Origin of the sequence: Pantoea phyllosphaerae, from assembly GCF_051025595.1 — a bacterium.
In the GTDB taxonomy this organism is placed as follows: domain Bacteria; phylum Pseudomonadota; class Gammaproteobacteria; order Enterobacterales; family Enterobacteriaceae; genus Pantoea.
Genome location: NZ_JBPFDE010000005.1, coordinates 213,802 through 231,392 on the forward strand (window position 1 = coordinate 213,802; position 17,591 = coordinate 231,392).

The following is a 17,591-nucleotide window of genomic DNA, read 5'->3' on the forward strand; positions in this document are numbered from 1 at the left end:
TCCGATAGCGAGACAATTATAACAGAAAAAGCGTTCTATCCGATTAAAATGTGCGGAGAACAAAAAGTGAGCAAAATATTCGGCGTTAAAAAAACGATTAAAAAAAATAAAATGCCTGACGCATCAGGCAGTTTTTTAACGCGCTCGCGCAGCAGTAAAAAATCAGGCCAGTGGGTCCGCCTGCTGTACGCTGTGAGGCTTTTGCAGCGTCAGTGCCAGGCGAGAAAAGTGTTGCTGCAGCGGTTCGTCGTGATTCTGATTTTGTGCCTCAAGCGTCAGATGATGCACCAGCAGCTGAGCGGCGCGCTCGTCGAGGCAGAGGGTCAGGCTGGAGAAGGCGCTTTCCAGCACCGTCAGGCGACGTTGCTGATCGGCAATCAGCGCCAGCAGTTCACCGAAGGTCATGGCCTCTTCCGGGTTGTCTGTCATCATTTCATCTCACCTCCTGTTAAGCATAACGAGCGCAAGAATAGGCGATTGATCGATCAGAGTCTAGATGCAGGAAAAAGTTATGGCGAGGGGAGAGAGCGATAAAAAAGCCGGATGGCGACACCCGGCAAAAACTGCGCAGTGGCGGTTAATCGGTAATGAACCAGTCGTCAGCGCTTTCCCAGGTTTCCTGTAAAATATCGCTGATTCGATCGCGCGTCTCTTTACCGCCGCCCAGCACGCTGAGCTGGTTCGCGGTGGCATAGCGCACCTTGACATGGTTCTGGCCGTCGGGAAATTCTTCATCGATACGGCGGGAAAGTTCTGCCGTCAGCGCTTCCATTGCGCCGGACGGAAGCGGGGACGTTTTCGCAACGGTAATTTCAACACGCATAGCAGCCTCCGGATTAGATGCTGTATATATTTACAGTATATTCCGGCCGGAGGCAAGCGAAAGCGCAATCAGTTTTTCACGCGCCAGTTCAGGGTTTCGCCGGCGAGGAAGGGCACCAGCGCGTGCTCGCCCATGCTGATGCTCTCTTCGACTTTCCAGGGTTCGCGCACCAGCGTCACGCTCCCTTCATTCAGCGGCAGGCCGTAAAAGCGCGGGCCGTTCTCCGAGCAGAACGCTTCCAGGTGCGCCAGGGCGTCCAGCTCTTCGAAAACGGTAGCGTAGGCGGGCAGCGACGTCGGCGCGTTGAAAACGCCCGCGCAGCCGCAGCTCGCCTCTTTAAGATGGCGCAGATGCGGCGCGGTGTCGGTGCCGAGGAAGAAGCGCGGATGGCCGCTGGCAACCACTCTGCGCAGCGCCTCCTGATGGACGTTGCGCTTGAGGATCGGCAGGCAGTAGAGGTGCGGGCGCACGCCGCCAACCAGCATATGGTTGCGGTTGAACATCAGGTGCTGCGGCGTAATAGTGGCGCCCAGCTTGTCATTGCCCGCCTCGACGTACTGCGCGGCTTCGCGCGTCGTGATGTGCTCAAAGACGATTTTGAGTTCCGGATAGGTTTTGCGCAGCGGCTCCATGACGCTGTCGATAAAGCGCGCCTCACGGTCGAAAATATCGATGTCGGCGTGGGTGACTTCGCCATGAATCAGCAGCGGCATGCCGATCTTCTGCATCCGCTCCAGCACGCTGCTGATGGCGGCGATATGGGTGACGCCGTGGCTGGAGTTGGTGGTGGCATGCGCCGGGTAGAGTTTCGCGGCGGTAAACACGCCCGCATTGAAGCCCTGTTCGATCTCACTGGGATCGAGCGAGTCGGTAAGGTAGCAGGTCATCAGCGGGGTGAAGCGATGTTCCGCGGGCAGCGCGGCCAGGATGCGGTCGCGGTAGGCGACGGCGGCAGCGACGCTGGTGACCGGCGGCACCAGGTTGGGCATCACGATGGCACGTCCGTTAACCGCGCTGGTATAGGGCAGGACCGTATTCAGCATCGCGTCGTCGCGCAGGTGAATATGCCAGTCGTCAGGGCGGCGGATAGTAAGTTGCTGAGGGTGTGCAGTCATCAGTGAAGCTCCGGCTAGTCAGGAAACGTAGAGGCGCGTTTTGGCCGGGTACAAAGCATAAGGTGTCGGGCAACCGTTTGCACTTCTTTTCTTGCAGGGAGGGGGAAAAGAACAGCGGGCACGGCGCCAGACCGCAGATGAGCTTACAGCGCGGGTGACATGGACCGAAGAGCAAAGCGTCCCGCGCAAGGGACTGCGCGGGACGAGCCGCCAGGGATGGCGCTTTTGCGTCTTTGCGATCGGGCCATGTCACCCACGCCTGCACCTTGTCACTGCGTAAACGGAATCACCAGCTGGCCAGGCTCGACCTGAAGGCCCTTAGCGAATTTCTTCGCCAGCGCCTCGCCTTTGCTGCGATCGACGCTCAAGACATAGGCCGGCTTCTGATTGAAGTAGCTTTTCAGCGACTGATTCAGATAGGGCGTCAGGCTTTTCATCACCGCGGCCATTTTTTCCGGCTGCACCTGCGCGTCGACGATCTCCAGATCGCGCAGATAGATGGCGCCTTGCTGCGCGTCGAATACCGGCTGCGCCTTCATTTTCAGCTGCATATCCGCTTCCTGCGGGCCAAACAGCGAACTGACGTTGATTTTCGCCCTGCCGGTCAGCGTGACGCGGTCCGGCTCCTCGCGGCCAATCTGGCTGCTGAGGTCGGTCAGCAGGATATGGGCGTTCACCAGGCCAGCGACACCGATATCTTTTTCATAATTGTTGTGCTTCGCCAGCGCCTGATTCACTTCCTGCTCGCTGATGGTGTACTGCGTCAGCTGATTGCAGCCGCTAACCAGCACGGCGAAAAACAGGGCCGTCAGCCCCAGAAATGCCTTTTTCATTTTGTCCTCATCCAGTTGATGCTCATGCAGCGCCTAGGGTGCCTGAATGCAGATGAGGTGTCATTAAAAAGGCGATGAGAAACGCCGGCGCGCCTCTCATCAAACCGGATCAGAGGGCGATAGAGGAGAGCAGGTTGACCTGCGTCTGCTTCGCCATGTTGTCGCGATAGTCGGCCACGCGGCTCGGCCAGTCGATGCCGGCTACCAGCGTCAGCGAACGCAGCAGCGGAAAGAGGTGGATATCATCTTCCGACAGCTCGCCGTTGACCGCGTTGGGTTTGACAATCAGCTTGTCGAGCTGGCGCAGATCGTCGCTGACCTTTTTGATCAGGCCTGGCGCATGGCTCTTCAGCTCGGCGAAATCGCCGATCGCCGCCTCTTTCTTCTGGCGGAAATAGTCACGCGCCTCTGGCGTGGCGAATTCGGCGAAGGCGGCGTCCGCGATGCGCGGCAGCAGCAGCTTATTAACGTAGTCGTTGACGCTGCGCAGCCAGTCGCCGATCGCCGGATTGATTTTGCCGTTCAGCAGCGGCTCCCGGTCGCTTTTATCAATAAAGCGCACAATATCGAGGCTTTCCGGCATTGCGCTGCCGTCATCTTTTTGCAGAATGGGCGCGACCTTCTGCCCCACCAGCTTTTTCGGCGTCGCTTCGTCATCATTAAGCATCACGATAAGCTCTACCGGCAGGTTTTTCAGGCCGAAAATCATGCGCGCTTTGACGCAAAAGGGGCAGTGGTCGTAGATGTAGAGTTTCATCCCGGTCTCCTTATGATAGTCAGGGCGACGGGCGTCACCCTGATTGAGGGCGTGTCGGAAGTATGGAAGAGATTCCGGGCGAGGGCAAACCTATGCCGCGAGCGGGCCGGGATTTGCAAAATAAAATCAACGCGTTTCATACTGGTTGTTAACGAATATTTTACCGCAGCAGGGGCGGCGGTTATAGTGAAAGCTATGTTATTAGCACCGCTTTCCTTAAGCCTCAGATTTCAGGAGTCATGATGTTTGGCTATCGTTCTGCCGCGCCCAGGGTGCGATTAACCACCGATCGCCTGGTGGTGCGTCTGGTTCACGAGCGCGACGCCTGGCGACTGGCGGATTACTACGCCGAAAACCGCGCCTTCTTAAAACCCTGGGAACCGGTGCGCGACGAGAGCCACTGTTATCCCTCCGGCTGGCAGGCGCGCCTGAGCCTGATCGCCGATATGCAGAAAAGCGGCTCCGCCTACTATTTCATTCTGATGGATCCCGACGAGTCTGAAGTGCGCGGCGTCGCCAACTTCAGCAACGTGCTGCGCGGCTCCTTCCACGCCTGCTACCTCGGCTATTCGCTGGGCGAAAAGTGGCAAGGACAGGGGCTGATGTTTGAAGCGCTGCAGGCCGCCATTCGCTATATGCAACGCCAGCAGAATATCCACCGCATTATGGCGAACTACATGCCGCATAATCAGCGCAGCGGTGCGCTGCTGGCGCGCCTCGGCTTTGAAAAAGAGGGTTATGCGAAAGACTATCTGTTAATCGACGGCCGCTGGCAGGATCACGTGTTGACCGCGCTGACCCGTCAGGAGTGGACGCCGGATCGGCGCGGCTAATAAGGAGATCGGAATGAAAATGGCGCTTTCGCCGCTGGCGTTGCGTGTTTTGGGTTGCCTGCTGGAGAAGCAGGTCACCACGCCGGAGCAGTATCCGCTATCGCTGAATGCGGTGGTGACCGCCTGCAACCAGAAGTCGAACCGCGAGCCGGTGATGAACCTGACCGAAAGCGACGTGCAGGAGGAGCTCGATCGGCTGACGAAAAAGCATCTGGCGACGGCCAACAGCGGCTTCGGGCAGCGCGTGGCGAAGTATGAGCAGCGCTTCTGCAATTCGACCTTCGGCAACCTGCAGCTCAGCAGCGCCGAGGTGGCGATTCTGACGCTGCTGTTCCTGCGCGGCGCGCAAACGCCGGGCGAGCTGCGCACGCGCAGCGGCAGACTGCACGAGTTTGCCGACGTTGAGGAAGTGGAAAGCGTGCTGGCTGGCCTGACCGAGCGCGAGATGGTGACGCGCCTGCCGCGCGAGCCGGGCAAACGCGAAAGCCGCTACCTGCATCTGTTTGGCGACAATCAGGCCGTCAGCCTGGCGCAAACGCCGCTGGACGATAACAGCGATCTCAGCGCGCGCGTCGCCGTGCTGGAGCAGTCGGTCGCCGCGTTACAGGCGCTGGTGCAGACGCTGCTGCATAAAGGAGGCTGAGATGACGCTGCGAATTGGCGTGGTTGGACTGGGTTCGATTGCGCAGAAAGCCTGGCTGCCGGTGCTGGGACAGGCGGAAAGCTGGACGCTGGTCGGCGGCTTCTCGCCGAATCAGCAGAAGGCGCAGAGGGTGTGCGACAGCTACCGTATGGCCTGTTTCTCCTCGCTGAACGCGCTGGCGGACGCCTGCGACGCGGTGTTCGTTCACACCAGCACCGCTACCCACTACGAGGTTGTCAAAGCGCTGCTGCTGGCGGGAAAAGATGTGCTGGTGGATAAGCCGCTGGCCGATAATTTCAGCCAGGCCGAGGCGCTGGTGGCGCTGGCGGAAAAGCGCGGACGCAAGCTGATGGTGGGCTTTAACCGCCGCTTTGCGCCGCGCTATCAGCAGCTGCGGCTGGCGATGCCGCAGGCCGCCAGCCTGCGCGTGGAGAAACACCGCAGCGACAGCGTGGGGCCGCACGATCTGCGCTTTACGCTGCTCGATGACTATCTGCACGTGGTGGATACCGCGCTCTGGCTGGCGGGCGATCGCGCCGTCCAGCGTCATGGCTACATCCACACCAACGAGCAGGGCGAAATGCTCTATGCCGAGCACCACTTCACCGCCGGCGCCGTGCAGATCGCCACCAGCATGCATCGCCGCGCGGGCAGCCAGCGCGAGCGCGTAAGCCTGGTCGGCGACGGCCGCTGCATCGACGTGCTGGAGATGCGCGACTGGCAGGAGGAGCGCGGCGACGGCGTGCGCAGCGATCCGCCGCCCGGCTGGCAAAGCCATCTGACCCAGCGCGGCTTTAGCGGCGCGGCGCACCATTTTATCCAGTGCGTGCAAAATCAGACGATGCCTGAAACAGGCGGCGAACAGGCGCTGCTGGCGCAGCGCGTGGTGGAAAAGATGTGGCGCGAGGCGGAGAAGGAATAACGCCTTGTAACACTCCGCGCTGGTCATTTCCCGCCGTGGCAGTAGACTATCGCCGGGCGCCGCTGGGCGCCCGCGCTAAGTAGCTCATTTTGCCGACTCTTTTCAGGACGCGCGCCAATTATGAATCTGTTGAAATCGCTGGCAGCGGTCAGTTCCATGACCCTGTTTTCCCGCGTATTGGGTTTTGCCCGTGACGCCATTGTGGCGCGGGTGTTCGGTGCCGGGATGGCCACCGACGCCTTTTTCGTCGCCTTTAAGCTGCCGAACCTGCTGCGGCGTATTTTCGCCGAAGGCGCTTTTTCGCAGGCGTTCGTGCCGATCCTCGCCGAGTATAAAAGCAAGCAGGGCGAAGAGGCGACGCGGCTCTTTATCGCCTACGTCTCTGGCCTGCTGACGCTGGCGCTGGCGCTGGTGACTCTCGCTGGGATGGTCGCTGCGCCCTGGGTGATTCTGGTTACCGCGCCCGGCTTTGCCGATACCGCCGATAAGTTCGCACTCACCAGCGCGCTGCTGCGGGTCACTTTTCCCTATATTTTGCTGATTTCGCTGGCCTCGCTGGCGGGCGCGATCCTCAATACCTGGAACCGTTTTTCCGTTCCCGCCTTCGCGCCGACGCTGCTGAACATCAGCATGATCGGCTTTGCGCTTTTTGCCGCGCCGCATTTCCATCCGCCGGTGATGGCGCTGGCGTGGGCGGTGGTGGCAGGCGGCATGCTGCAGCTTTTCTACCAGCTGCCGCACCTGAAGAAGATCGGCATGCTGGTGCTGCCGCGCATTAACCTGAAGGATGCGGGCGTCTGGCGCGTGATGCGTCAGATGGGGCCGGCGATCCTCGGCGTTTCCGTCAGCCAGATTTCGCTGATTATCAATACTATCTTCGCCTCGTTTCTCGTCTCCGGCTCGGTCTCCTGGATGTATTACGCCGATCGCCTGATGGAGTTTCCGTCGGGCGTACTGGGCGTGGCGCTCGGCACCATTTTGCTGCCGTCGCTGGCGAAAAGCTTTTCCAGCGGCAATCACGATGAATATTCCCGCCTGATGGACTGGGGCCTGCGCCTCTGCTTTTTGCTGGCGCTGCCGAGCGCGGTGGCGCTGGGCATTCTCTCCGGTCCGCTTACCATCGCGCTGTTCCAGTACGGCAAGTTCACCGCCTTCGACGCTCTGATGACGCAGCGCGCGCTGATCGCCTATTCGGTGGGGCTGATGGGGCTGATCGTGGTGAAGGTGCTGGCGCCGGGGTTCTACTCGCGTCAGGACATCAAAACGCCGGTGAAGATCGCCATGATTACCCTGGTGATGACGCAGCTTATGAACCTGGCCTTTATCGGCCCGCTGAAGCATGCCGGTCTGTCGCTCTCAATTGGCCTGGCGGCCTGTCTCAACGCCGCGCTGCTCTACTGGCAGCTGCGTAAGAAAAAGATTTTTCAGCCGCAGCCGGGCTGGACGAGTTTCCTTCTGCGTCTGGTGATTGCGGTCATCGTGATGGCGGCGGCGCTAGTGGGCATTCTTTATGTGATGCCAGCGTGGGAAGAGGGCGCGATGGTCTGGCGTCTGCTGCGTCTGGCGGCGGTCTGCGCGGTGGGCGGCGGCGCCTACTTCCTGACGCTGGGGCTGCTCGGCTTCCGGCTGCGCGACTATGCGCGCCGGGCGCACGCGTAAAACAGCAAAATCCCGCTTTCTGGCGTTATGCTTGCCAGTTAAGGCCGCTATTTTTTAAAATAGCGGCCTTTCTCATAGTCCTTTTCTAACAGCGCACACGGAAGCTGGCAGGCAGGCTGGTGCCGCTCAGGTTTGGCATTTCGCAGCGCTGAACAGAGTGAGTCTGCCAGGAGAGCCCGCAGGGATGCGGGCGAAAGGTGGGGCTGGAACAGGGACGTTCCAGCCCCACCGGTCCGTCAGGCAGGCGAATAGCGTGAAGGTATCGCGTTAGCGGCGCGAGGACCGCCCGCCCCTGAGCGGCACCAGACTACGTTATCATCCCATGCTTAACTGGCTGGCATTACGTCTTAGGGCGATTTTTTTGTACATCTGACAATGCAGACATAGCAGCCTGTGCAGTAGTGCAAGTAAAATCTATGTTTAACCTGTTCCAGTAATAAAATATGTATATTGATTTTAATGAGCCTCTCTCGCAGTTTTTTTGTTTTCATTTTTTTCATGCGGTTAAGTTAATCAGTATCAAACGACCATGAATTTTTGACGAGACTGTTTTAGCCCACACCTTTTTATCTTTATAGTCTGTAATCAGGCCGTTAAAAGAGGAAAGGGGAATGGCTATACCAGTATATGCATGGCTGTATGATGATGCGGGTAATTTAATAAAAGGTTCTGCTGACGTTTCAGGAAGAGAAAACAGCATAGAGGTCTTGTCTGTAATGAGTCTGACCGAGGTTCCGGTTGAACCATATACAGGGAAAAGCGCTAGTGCGAGGTGCCATCAGCCACTCTACTTTGATAAAGTTATTGATTCATCTACACCCTCTTTATTAAAAGCGCTGACTAACGGTGAAAAGCTAAAATCCGCTAAGTTTCATTATTACAGAATTCATGATAATGGGCAGGAGGAACACTATTTCACCCTGTTTTTAGAAGGTGTTCAGGGCTGCTCTAACGCAACATTAATGTACGATATTAAAAGTCGCTACGGATCAGCGATAGAGCCTGTTGAATCTATTGCCTTATCCTATGAAAAGTTAACTTCACATTATGTTGACGGGAATATATTGCACGCTGACAGTTGGCGAGTCAGGGCTTGATAAAGGAGATGGAAAAGGTATGGCATGGATATATAAGTAAAGCACAGGAGAATTGTTTCATAACGGCGAAATGATTGAACAGGGGTATGCGGGAAGGATGACTAACAAAAATAACCCTGATCGCCAGCAGGTCCACGGATTAGGCCCGTTACCCCAGAGAATGTATCATATCGGCGGTTATACGCATTCTAAAGGACCATTAACTATAACGTTAATACAAACATCGGGCGAAAGTTATGGCCGTAGCGCTTTTCGTATCCATGGAGAGCGCATCGCGCCTCCGGCGGGATGGGCTTCTGAGGGATGCATAATTCTGGATTATCACACTCGCCGTCTCATAGCTCTCTCATCGGACAGAACGCTAGAAGTGATAAGATGAAAAAACAATCTCTGTTTATCATGACCTCCATTTTGCTTATCTACTCAGCTGCTAATTTTGCCAATACAAACCGCTGCAGGGCGATTTTAGGTGAGAAAATAATTTTGACCGATCAGCACTGTTTTAACACGTTTGTTAGCGGCGTTTCTGAGGGCGAAAAAGTATTTATAGCATTCACGCCTGCTCTATCCGGCAAAATTAATTCGGTTCAAAGTATTGCACTGCGGGACGCGCTGGTCAGTGCGTTACTGTCAGCGCCTGCTGAGACCCTTGAGACTTTAAATAAGATTGATAGCTATATCAGCCAGCAAGACCAGGATAGTGATACTGACAGAATAGGCAGCAACTCGGTCTGCGCGACGTTGCCTGACCCCGTTGTTTATAATAAGCCTTCGTTTCTGGAGTATGCTGAAAGGGCGAATAAAAGTCTTAAGACGACAGGGCAACAGGGCGCGCAATGCCTTTCGCTGGTTAATGGCGTTGTCGATGAGGTGTTAAATGATGAAAAACGCGGTCGAATAAAATGGGGGCTCAGGTCTTACTCTTTTGATGAAATTTCACGATGAAAGGCCGTCAGGAAGCGCCAACCGGTGATGCAGTATGCTTAAATTCAGAGGGAAAAGCCGGATTTGCGCTATCCGGCTTTGAATGTTATGCCTTCCGGCTTAGCGTCGCCTGACCTTTACCCAGCCCGTCCGGGCCGTAAAATGCCTGGGTCTGATGCGGCTTAAGCACGGTCAGCGCCTCTTCGGTAAAGCGGATCTGCTGAGTGAGCAGCAGACCGTTGTGGGTATTGGCGTCGTTTAAGCGACGCGTCATCAGGCCGATACTCTGCCAGCGGCGCGTCATATCACTGTGACCAGCATAAGGCGCCTGGGTGCCGAGCTGCCGCTCGGTGCTGCGACGCATCTCGTCAAGATAGCTGAGCGTCGCCAGCAGCGCGCTTTTATCTTCGGTAATGCGCTGCAGCAGATTATTGTTAATCCTGCCCGCGGCCAGTTGGTGCTGCTCCTCTTCGAGAATGTTCGACAGCGAGGAAAGCACTTCCTGCATCTTATCTAGTGTGGTCAACAGGTTGATCATGGGGATTATTTACCCTCTAAATACGCCTTAGTGTCGGCAATCAGCGCATCGGCGATCTTGCCGGTATCCATTTTCAGTTCGCCATTGCGAATGGCGTTTTTCAGTTGTTCGACGCGCGCCACGTTAATGTCCTGGCTGCCCGGCTGGGTCAGCTGTGACTGCGCATTGCTCAGGCTGACCTGAGCAGCGGCGGGCGTGGTTGCGGTAGCGTTCGACGCCTGGCGCGTTTTACCGGTTGCAGACTCATTGCTTTCACGGGTCTGCACGGTCGCGACGGGCTTCAGAGGTTGCGTTCTGTCGATGCTCATATTCGGGCTCCTGTACGGTCAGGGGAAACTGCCACCTGAATCAGAATAGCGTAATCGCTTAATTGATTTCTCTATCGGCAGAAAAACAGTGTTCTTTAGCGCCTTATAGCGATATCAGAATATTCCCATCCGCATCCACTTTCCCGCTCACCACCTGACCGTTGCCCATGCGCACGCGCACCGACTGCGCCAGAATCGCATTGTTTAACGCTTTGCCTTCGCCGCTGGCGTTAAAGCCTTCGCCGCTGGCGATCACCATTACGCTCTGACCCGCCTTCACGCGCCACGGCTGACGCATCATCGACAGCGTCACCGGCTGGCCCGGCTGAATATCGCGCAGCACCACCGCATCCGCGACCGAACCGGCGTCCAGCATGGCGCGCGCCGGCAGGGTATCGAGACGGCCGCTCTGCAAACGAAAATCGTCGGCGCTGACGGTCGAGCCGCGCGCCAGCAGGCGCGTCGCCACCAGATACTGGCCGGTAACCTGCACCTGTACCTGAAGAAAACGTCGCGTATCGCCGCAGGTAGCGGCCACGCTCATGGGGCCCCACAGGCGGCTATTGCCAGGCAGGCTGAACTGCGGCGCGTCGCAGGTCGGCCACTGCGCCTGTGGCGTCTTAATCTCCACCGTCATGCCCGCCGCATGCTGCGCGTCGCGAGCCTGAAAGAAACCCGTTAGCTGGGCGGAAAGATCGGCGGCGTCGGCGGGCAGGGCGAACAGCGCCAGCAGGCTGGCCAACAGGGCGGTAATGTTACGCATCAAATGACTCCTTGCTGCTAATGGCGACGAGTGTACTCGCGTCGCGACAAAATCAAGCCGAAAAATAGCCGTGGTTTTTAACGTTATTCAGACGATGGCTATTGCTTTTCTCCGCATAAGCTGTCCGCTCGAAATTCTCATTAGCGGAGGAAGCATGCTCGACAAACTGGATGCGGCGCTGCAGTTCGGCACTGAAGCCCTCAATCTGCGTGCTCAACGTCAGGAGATCCTGGCGTCAAACATTGCCAACGCCGATACCCCTGGCTATCAGGCGCGGGATATCGACTTTGCCAGCGAGCTCAGTCGGGTAATGAAAAATGGTCGCGCCGAAGGCAGCGGTATGTCGCTAAAGGTTACCTCGCCGCGTCATATCGAAGCGCAGGTCAACTCGGCGGCGTCGGCCAACCTGCTCTATCGCATTCCCGATCAGCCTGCAGCCGACGGTAACACCGTCGATATGGATCGCGAACGTACCCAGTTCGCGGACAACAGTCTGAAGTACCAGACCGACCTCACCCTCATCAGCAGCCAGATCAAGGGCATGATGAGCGTGTTACAAGGGCAATAAACATGGCACTGCTGAATATTTTTGACATTGCCGGGTCAGCGATGACCGCGCAATCCCAGCGTCTCAACGTCAGCGCCAGCAACCTGGCGAACGCCGACAGCGTCACCGGGCCTGACGGCAAGCCTTACGTGGCGAAGCAGGTGGTGTTTCAAACCGATGCGGCGCCCGGCGCGGCGACCGGCGGCGTCAAAGTGGCGCAGGTGCTGGACGATCCCTCTCCGGCAAAGCTGGTGTACGACCCGGGTAATCCGCTGGCGGATGACAAGGGCTACGTGAAGATGCCAAACGTGGACGTGGTGGCGGAATCCGTCAACACCATGTCGGCGTCGCGCAGCTACCAGGCCAACGTCGAGGTGTTGAACACCGTGAAATCAATGATGATGAAAACCCTGACGATGGGTTCCTGACGGAGATAACAGATGGGCATTGCAGTAGGCGTTAATGAGAAGCTGGACCCCACGGTCCTCAGCTCCTCCAGCAGCGGCACCAGCAACAGCGCGCAGGATCTGCAGAACCAGTTTCTGACCATGCTGGTCACGCAGTTAAAGAATCAGGACCCCACTAATCCGATGGACAACAGCCAGCTCACCACGCAGCTGGCGCAGATCAACACCCTGAGCGGCATTGAAAAACTCAATACCACGCTGGGTTCGATCTCCGGCCAGATCAGCACCAGCCAGTCGCTGCAGAGCTCGACGCTGATCGGCCACGGCGTCATGGTAAACGGCTCGCAGGTGCTGGTCGGCAAAGGCACCACCACGCCGTTTGGCGTCGAGCTGGCTACCGCGTCGACCGCCACCACCGCCACGGTGAAAGACGCCGGCGGCAACGTGGTGCGCACCATCGATCTGGGAGCGCTCTCGGCCGGCGTGCATACCTTCTCGTGGGACGGCACCCTGGCGGACAGCTCTACCGCGCCGGACGGCAAATATACGGTTTCAATCGCCGCCAGCAATGGCAGCACGCAGCTGGTGGCCCAGCCGCTCAACTACGCCTACATCAACGGCGTCTCGACGGCGAATAACACCACCAAACTGGATCTCGGCACCATGGGCGCCGCAACCCTTGATGAAGTACGTCAGATTCTCTGATTCATCCCTAAACAGGAGAAATAAACATGTCATTTTCCCAAGCGGTGAGCGGCCTGGGCGCTGCCTCCAGCAACCTGGACGTTATCGGCAACAACATCGCCAACTCCGCGACGGCGGGCTTTAAGTCCAGCACCATCGCCTTCGCCGATATGTTCGCCGGTTCAAACGTCGGCCTCGGCACCAAGGTGGCGGCGGTGATCCAGAACTTTAACGATGGCGCCACCACCACCACCAGCCGCGGCCTCGACGTCGCGCTGAGCGGCAACGGCTTCTTCCGTATGACTGACACCAGCGGCGCGGTTTACTACTCGCGCAACGGCCAGCTGACGCTGGATGAGAACCGTAACCTGGTGAACACTCAGGGCCTGAAAGTCACCGGCTATCCGGTCAGCGGCACGCCGCCGACGGTGCAGACCGGTGCCAACCCGGTTGCGCTGAGCATTCCGACCACGCAGATGTCGGCGCGCGCCACCACCACCGGGAGTCTGGTAGCCAACCTGAACTCTACCAGCGCCATTCCCACCGTGACGCCGTTCAGCGCCAGCAATGCCGACAGCCGTAACGCCAAAAGCACCATGACGGTCTATGACTCGCAGGGTAACGATCACACCCTTGATATGTATTTCGTCAAAACCGCCGATAACAAATGGACGGTCCATGCGATCGATTCGACGACTGGTACCAGCGCGGGTGATTTCACCATGGCGTTTGACAACAGCGGCAAACTGACTGGCATCAACGGCGGCACCGGCTCCACCGTTAACCTGACCATCAATGGCTCCAACGGCGCGGCGGCGGGGCAAACCATTTCGCTCAACATGCTGGGCAGCCTGCAGCAGAACACCGGCGCCACCACCTTTGGCAACCCGGCGCAGGATGGCTACGCACCGGGCGACCTGACCAGCTACGCCATTAACGACGACGGTACCATTACCGGCAGCTACTCCAACCAGAAAACTCAGCTGCTGGGCCAGATCGTGCTGGCCAGCTTCTCTAACCCGGAAGGGCTGCAGTCGCAGGGCGACAACGTCTGGTCCGCTACCAGCTCCTCTGGTCAGGCGGCGATCGGCCTGGCGAACACCGGCACCTACGGTTCGCTGACCTCCGGCGCGCTGGAAGCGTCGAACGTCGATATGAGCAAAGAGCTGGTGAACATGATCGTGGCGCAGCGCAACTATCAGGCGAACGCCCAGACCATCAAAACTCAGGACCAGATTCTCAACACCCTGGTTAACTTGCGTTAATTCACTAACGGGATTGCTTTATGGATCACGCGATATATACCGCAATGGGCGCGGCCAGCCAGACGCTGGATCAGCAGGCCGTCACGGCCAGCAACCTCGCCAACGCCTCAACGCCGGGCTTTCGCGCGCAGCTCAATGCGCTGCGCGCGGTGCCGGTCAGCGGCTGGTCGCTGCCGACGCGCACCCTGGTCGCCGCCTCGACGCCCGGCGCCGATATGAGCCAGGGCGCGATGGACAACACCGGACGCACGCTGGACGTGGCGATGGGGCAGGACGGCTGGCTGGCGGTGCGTACCGCTGACGGCAGCGAAGCCTATACCCGCAACGGCAATATGCAGATCAGCTCGACCGGCATTCTGACCGTCCAGGGCAATCCCGTCATGGGCGACGGCGGCCCCATCGCGGTGCCGCAGGGCGCCGAGCTGACCATCGCGGCGGACGGCACCATCACCTCGCGTAACGCGGGCGATGCGCCAAACGCCACGGTGCAGATCGGCCGCCTGAAGCTGGTGAAAGCGACCGGCAAAGAGATGCAGCGCGGCGACGACGGCATGTTCCGTCCTAACCAGCAGACCCAGGCGACGCGCGGCGCGGCGCTGGCCGCCGATGCCACGGTACAGGTCATGCCGGGCGTGCTGGAGGGCAGCAACGTCAAGCCGGTAGAGACCATGGTCGATATGATCGCCAACGCCCGACGTTTCGAGATGCAGATGAAAGTCATCACCAACGTCGACGAAAACGAACAAAAAGCCAACCAGCTGCTGAACATGAGCAGCTAAGGCAGAGGAAAAAAGATGATTCGTTCCTTATGGATCGCCAAAACCGGTCTTGACGCCCAGCAAACCAATATGGACGTTATCTCCAACAACCTGGCGAACGTCAGCACCAACGGCTTTAAACGTTCGCGCGCGGTGTTTGAAGATTTGATGTACCAGACCCTGCGTCAGCCGGGCACCCAGTCTTCCGAACAGACTACGCTGCCGTCGGGCCTGCAGATCGGTACCGGCGTGCGTCCGGTCACTACCGAGCGCCTGCACACACAGGGCAACCTGTCGCAGACCAGCAACTCCAAAGATGTGGCCATTAACGGCCAGGGCTATTTTGAAGTGCAGCTGCCGGACGGCACCTCCGCCTACACCCGCGACGGCTCATTCCAGGTGGACCAGAACGGCCAGCTGGTCAACAACGCCGGCTATCCGGTGCAGCCAGGCATCACGATCCCGGCCAACGCCACCAGCATCACCATCTCGCGCGACGGCGTGGTGAGCGTGACGCAGCAGGGCCAGACCAACCCGGCGCAGGTGGGGCAGTTGACCCTCAGCACCTTTATTAACGACGCCGGTCTCGACAGCATGGGCGAAAACCTCTACCAGGAAACCCAGGCGTCAGGCGCGCCGACCCAGAGCACGCCGGGCCAGAACGGTGCGGGTCTGCTTTATCAGGGCTATGTGGAAACCTCTAACGTCAACGTGGCGGAAGAGCTGGTCACCATGATCCAGACGCAGCGCGCTTATGAAATCAACAGCAAGGCAATTAGCACCTCCGACCAAATGCTGCAGAAATTAACGCAGATTTAATGTCGGTTATCAGGGCCAGCGCTGGCTGGCCTGTAGTCAACACATCTAAAAGGTCGTGACTCCGTGGCGAAGCAACTGAACATAAAGCCTGGACATTGGTTGGTGGCAACAATGCTGCTGACCCTTAACGGTTGTGCGTTAGTGCCGCGCACGCCGCTGGTGGAAGGGGCAACAACGGCGCAGCCGCTGCCTTCCGCGCCGCCGGTGGTCAACGGCTCTATTTTTCAAGGCGTCGCGCCGCTCAACTACGGCTATCAGCCGCTGTTTGAGGATCGTCGCCCGCGTAATATTGGCGATACGCTCACTATCGTCCTGCAGGAAAACGTCAGCGCCAGCAAGAGCTCTTCTGCAAACGCATCGCGCGACGGCAGCGCCAACTTCGGCCTCGACGCTATTCCGACCGGTCTGAACGGCCTGGTGGGCGCAGACGGCTCAAAAGCCAACCTGGGCGCCAATGGCAAAAACGATTTCGCTGGCAAAGGCGGCGCAACCGCCAACAACACCTTTACCGGCACCATTACCGTCACCGTGAACCAGGTGCTGTCGAACGGCAACCTGCGCGTGGTCGGCGAGAAGCAGATCGAGATTAACCAGGGCACCGAGTTTATTCGCTTCTCTGGCGTGGTGAACCCGCGCACGATCAGCGCCAGCAACTCGGTACTGTCGACGGCGGTGGCGGATGCCCGCATCGAATATGTCGGCAATGGATATATTAATGAAGCGCAGACCATGGGCTGGTTCCAGCGTTTCTTCCTGAACATCTCGCCGATGTAATGAGGTCATGATGAAAAGTGTGAAAAGTTTACTGCTCGGCCTGAGCCTGACGCTCGGCCTCTGCCTCAGCGCCCACGCGGATCGCATTCGCGATCTGGCCAGCGTGCAGGGCGTGCGCGATAACCAGCTGATTGGCTATGGCCTGGTCGTGGGCCTCGACGGCACCGGTGACCAGACCACCCAGACGCCGTTTACCACGCAAACCGTCAGCAACATGCTCTCCCAGCTCGGCATTACCGTGCCGCAGGGCACCAACATGCAGCTGAAAAACGTCGCGGCGGTCATGGTAACGGCGCAGCTGCCCGCCTTCGCCCGTCAGGGGCAGACCATCGACGTGGTGGTCTCCTCGCTGGGCAACGCCAAAAGCCTGCGCGGCGGCACCCTGATCATGACGCCAATGAAAGGCGTCGACAACCAGGTCTACGCGCTGGCACAGGGCAATATTCTGGTGGGCGGTGCGGGTGCGTCCGCAGGCGGCAGCAGCGTGCAGGTCAACCAGCTTAACGGCGGCCGTATTACCGGTGGCGCCACCGTTGAGCGCGAACTGCAAAGCAACTTCGGCAGCCAGAACACCCTTAACCTGCAGCTGAACAACGAAGATTTCTCCATGGCGCAGCGCATCGCCGACGCCATCAACGGACGCGGCGGCTACGGCCAGGCGACGGCGCTTGACGCCCGTACCGTGCAGGTGCGCGTTTCGCCGAACAACAGCTCCCAGGTGCGTATGCTGGCGGAGATCCTGAATATCGACGTTTCGATTCCGATTGAAGACGCCAAAGTGATCATCAACTCGCGCACCGGGTCGGTGGTGATGAACCGCGAAGTGACGCTGAGCACCTGTGCGGTGGCGCAGGGCAACCTGTCGGTCACGGTCAACCAGTCGCAGAACGTCAGCCAGCCGAATACGCCGTTTGGCGGCGGTCAGACGGTGGTGACGCCGCAGACGCAGATCGATCTGCGCCAGAGCGGCGGCGCGCTGCAGCGCGTCAGCGCCAGCGCCAACCTGAACAACGTGGTGCGCGCGCTTAACGCCTTAGGCGCCTCGCCAATCGAGCTGATGTCGATCCTGCAATCGATGGAGAGCGCGGGCTGCCTGCGCGCCAGACTGGAAATTATCTGACG

23 protein-coding genes are annotated in these 17,591 nt (G+C 58.6%); 15 read left to right on the top strand and 8 right to left on the bottom strand.

Going from position 1 to position 17,591, the window contains the following annotated elements; all coding sequences use genetic code 11:
* Positions 1 to 162 precede the first annotated feature (162 nt).
* From ACR6A7_RS09475 to grxB, 5 genes are all read right to left on the bottom strand, one after another.
* A complete protein-coding gene (locus ACR6A7_RS09475; RefSeq protein WP_434124629.1) occupies positions 163 to 432 on the bottom strand; it encodes a hypothetical protein in 270 nt (89 codons plus the stop codon).
* Positions 433 to 577: 145 nt separating this feature from the next.
* Entirely contained in the window at positions 578 to 823 is a 246-nt protein-coding gene (gene dinI, locus ACR6A7_RS09480; RefSeq protein WP_033751014.1) for a DNA damage-inducible protein I, read from the bottom strand.
* A 68-nt stretch (positions 824 to 891) separates the two neighbouring features.
* Complete coding sequence (pyrC, locus tag ACR6A7_RS09485) at positions 892 to 1,938, bottom strand: dihydroorotase (protein WP_434124630.1); 1,047 nt, start codon at positions 1,936 to 1,938, stop codon at positions 892 to 894.
* Positions 1,939 to 2,207: 269 nt separating this feature from the next.
* Complete coding sequence (locus tag ACR6A7_RS09490; RefSeq protein WP_434124631.1) at positions 2,208 to 2,771, bottom strand: lipoprotein; 564 nt, start codon at positions 2,769 to 2,771, stop codon at positions 2,208 to 2,210.
* 109 nt (positions 2,772 to 2,880) lie between these two features.
* Positions 2,881 to 3,528 (bottom strand): glutaredoxin 2, encoded by a 648-nt coding sequence (gene grxB / locus ACR6A7_RS09495; RefSeq protein ID WP_434124632.1) that lies wholly within the window; start codon positions 3,526 to 3,528, stop codon positions 2,881 to 2,883.
* Positions 3,529 to 3,770: 242 nt separating this feature from the next.
* Between grxB and rimJ the strand changes: the two genes are divergently transcribed.
* From rimJ to ACR6A7_RS09530, 7 genes are all read left to right on the top strand, one after another.
* Positions 3,771 to 4,361: a ribosomal protein S5-alanine N-acetyltransferase gene (gene rimJ / locus ACR6A7_RS09500; protein WP_434124633.1), complete on the top strand. Its 591-nt coding sequence runs from the start codon at positions 3,771 to 3,773 to the stop codon at positions 4,359 to 4,361.
* 13 nt (positions 4,362 to 4,374) lie between these two features.
* Positions 4,375 to 5,004 carry a YceH family protein gene (locus tag ACR6A7_RS09505; protein ID WP_434124634.1) on the top strand — a complete coding sequence of 210 codons (630 nt, stop codon included), beginning with the start codon at positions 4,375 to 4,377 and terminating at the stop codon, positions 5,002 to 5,004.
* Position 5,005: 1 nt separating this feature from the next.
* Positions 5,006 to 5,926 carry a Gfo/Idh/MocA family protein gene (locus ACR6A7_RS09510; RefSeq protein ID WP_434124635.1) on the top strand — a complete coding sequence of 307 codons (921 nt, stop codon included), beginning with the start codon at positions 5,006 to 5,008 and terminating at the stop codon, positions 5,924 to 5,926.
* 120 nt (positions 5,927 to 6,046) lie between these two features.
* Positions 6,047 to 7,585, top strand: a complete 1,539-nt coding sequence (murJ, locus tag ACR6A7_RS09515; RefSeq protein ID WP_434124636.1) for a murein biosynthesis integral membrane protein MurJ — start codon at positions 6,047 to 6,049, stop codon at positions 7,583 to 7,585.
* Positions 7,586 to 8,196: 611 nt separating this feature from the next.
* Positions 8,197 to 8,682: a type VI secretion system tube protein TssD gene (gene tssD, locus ACR6A7_RS09520; RefSeq protein WP_434124637.1), complete on the top strand. Its 486-nt coding sequence runs from the start codon at positions 8,197 to 8,199 to the stop codon at positions 8,680 to 8,682.
* A gap of 70 nt (positions 8,683 to 8,752) precedes the next feature.
* The gene (locus tag ACR6A7_RS09525; RefSeq protein WP_434124686.1) at positions 8,753 to 9,061 is read left to right on the top strand and encodes a tlde1 domain-containing protein; all 309 of its coding nucleotides are present in this window, start codon (positions 8,753 to 8,755) and stop codon (positions 9,059 to 9,061) included.
* The gene (locus ACR6A7_RS09530; protein ID WP_434124638.1) at positions 9,058 to 9,627 is read left to right on the top strand and encodes a hypothetical protein; all 570 of its coding nucleotides are present in this window, start codon (positions 9,058 to 9,060) and stop codon (positions 9,625 to 9,627) included. The genes ACR6A7_RS09525 and ACR6A7_RS09530 overlap by 4 nt, the downstream gene beginning before the upstream one ends.
* Before the next feature lie 85 nt (positions 9,628 to 9,712).
* Here the strand turns inward: ACR6A7_RS09530 and flgN are convergent, their stop codons facing one another.
* The 3 genes from flgN to flgA all read right to left on the bottom strand — a co-directional run bounded on the left by flgN (position 9,713) and on the right by flgA (position 11,215).
* Entirely contained in the window at positions 9,713 to 10,144 is a 432-nt protein-coding gene (gene flgN, locus ACR6A7_RS09535; RefSeq protein WP_434124639.1) for a flagellar export chaperone FlgN, read from the bottom strand.
* A gap of 5 nt (positions 10,145 to 10,149) precedes the next feature.
* Positions 10,150 to 10,452, bottom strand: coding sequence for a flagellar biosynthesis anti-sigma factor FlgM (flgM, locus tag ACR6A7_RS09540; protein ID WP_434124640.1), 303 nt, complete (start codon positions 10,450 to 10,452; stop codon positions 10,150 to 10,152).
* A 103-nt stretch (positions 10,453 to 10,555) separates the two neighbouring features.
* Positions 10,556 to 11,215, bottom strand: coding sequence for a flagellar basal body P-ring formation chaperone FlgA (gene flgA, locus ACR6A7_RS09545; RefSeq protein ID WP_434124641.1), 660 nt, complete (start codon positions 11,213 to 11,215; stop codon positions 10,556 to 10,558).
* Between the two features lie 154 nt (positions 11,216 to 11,369).
* Between flgA and flgB the strand changes: the two genes are divergently transcribed.
* The 8 genes from flgB to ACR6A7_RS09585 all read left to right on the top strand — a co-directional run bounded on the left by flgB (position 11,370) and on the right by ACR6A7_RS09585 (position 17,589).
* Positions 11,370 to 11,783 (top strand): flagellar basal body rod protein FlgB, encoded by a 414-nt coding sequence (gene flgB, locus ACR6A7_RS09550; protein ID WP_033750987.1) that lies wholly within the window; start codon positions 11,370 to 11,372, stop codon positions 11,781 to 11,783.
* A 2-nt stretch (positions 11,784 to 11,785) separates the two neighbouring features.
* Positions 11,786 to 12,190, top strand: a complete 405-nt coding sequence (gene flgC, locus ACR6A7_RS09555; RefSeq protein WP_033789486.1) for a flagellar basal body rod protein FlgC — start codon at positions 11,786 to 11,788, stop codon at positions 12,188 to 12,190.
* Between the two features lie 12 nt (positions 12,191 to 12,202).
* A complete protein-coding gene (gene flgD / locus ACR6A7_RS09560; protein WP_434124642.1) occupies positions 12,203 to 12,874 on the top strand; it encodes a flagellar hook assembly protein FlgD in 672 nt (223 codons plus the stop codon).
* Between the two features lie 26 nt (positions 12,875 to 12,900).
* Positions 12,901 to 14,118 (top strand): flagellar hook protein FlgE, encoded by a 1,218-nt coding sequence (flgE, locus tag ACR6A7_RS09565; RefSeq protein WP_434124643.1) that lies wholly within the window; start codon positions 12,901 to 12,903, stop codon positions 14,116 to 14,118.
* Positions 14,119 to 14,138: 20 nt separating this feature from the next.
* Positions 14,139 to 14,897 (top strand): flagellar basal body rod protein FlgF, encoded by a 759-nt coding sequence (locus tag ACR6A7_RS09570; RefSeq protein ID WP_033750975.1) that lies wholly within the window; start codon positions 14,139 to 14,141, stop codon positions 14,895 to 14,897.
* 15 nt (positions 14,898 to 14,912) lie between these two features.
* Entirely contained in the window at positions 14,913 to 15,695 is a 783-nt protein-coding gene (gene flgG / locus ACR6A7_RS09575; protein ID WP_120452019.1) for a flagellar basal-body rod protein FlgG, read from the top strand.
* 111 nt (positions 15,696 to 15,806) lie between these two features.
* A complete protein-coding gene (locus ACR6A7_RS09580) occupies positions 15,807 to 16,469 on the top strand; it encodes a flagellar basal body L-ring protein FlgH (protein ID WP_434124687.1) in 663 nt (220 codons plus the stop codon).
* 19 nt (positions 16,470 to 16,488) lie between these two features.
* Positions 16,489 to 17,589, top strand: a complete 1,101-nt coding sequence (locus tag ACR6A7_RS09585; RefSeq protein WP_434124644.1) for a flagellar basal body P-ring protein FlgI — start codon at positions 16,489 to 16,491, stop codon at positions 17,587 to 17,589.
* The last annotated feature ends 2 nt before the right edge of the window (positions 17,590 to 17,591 follow it).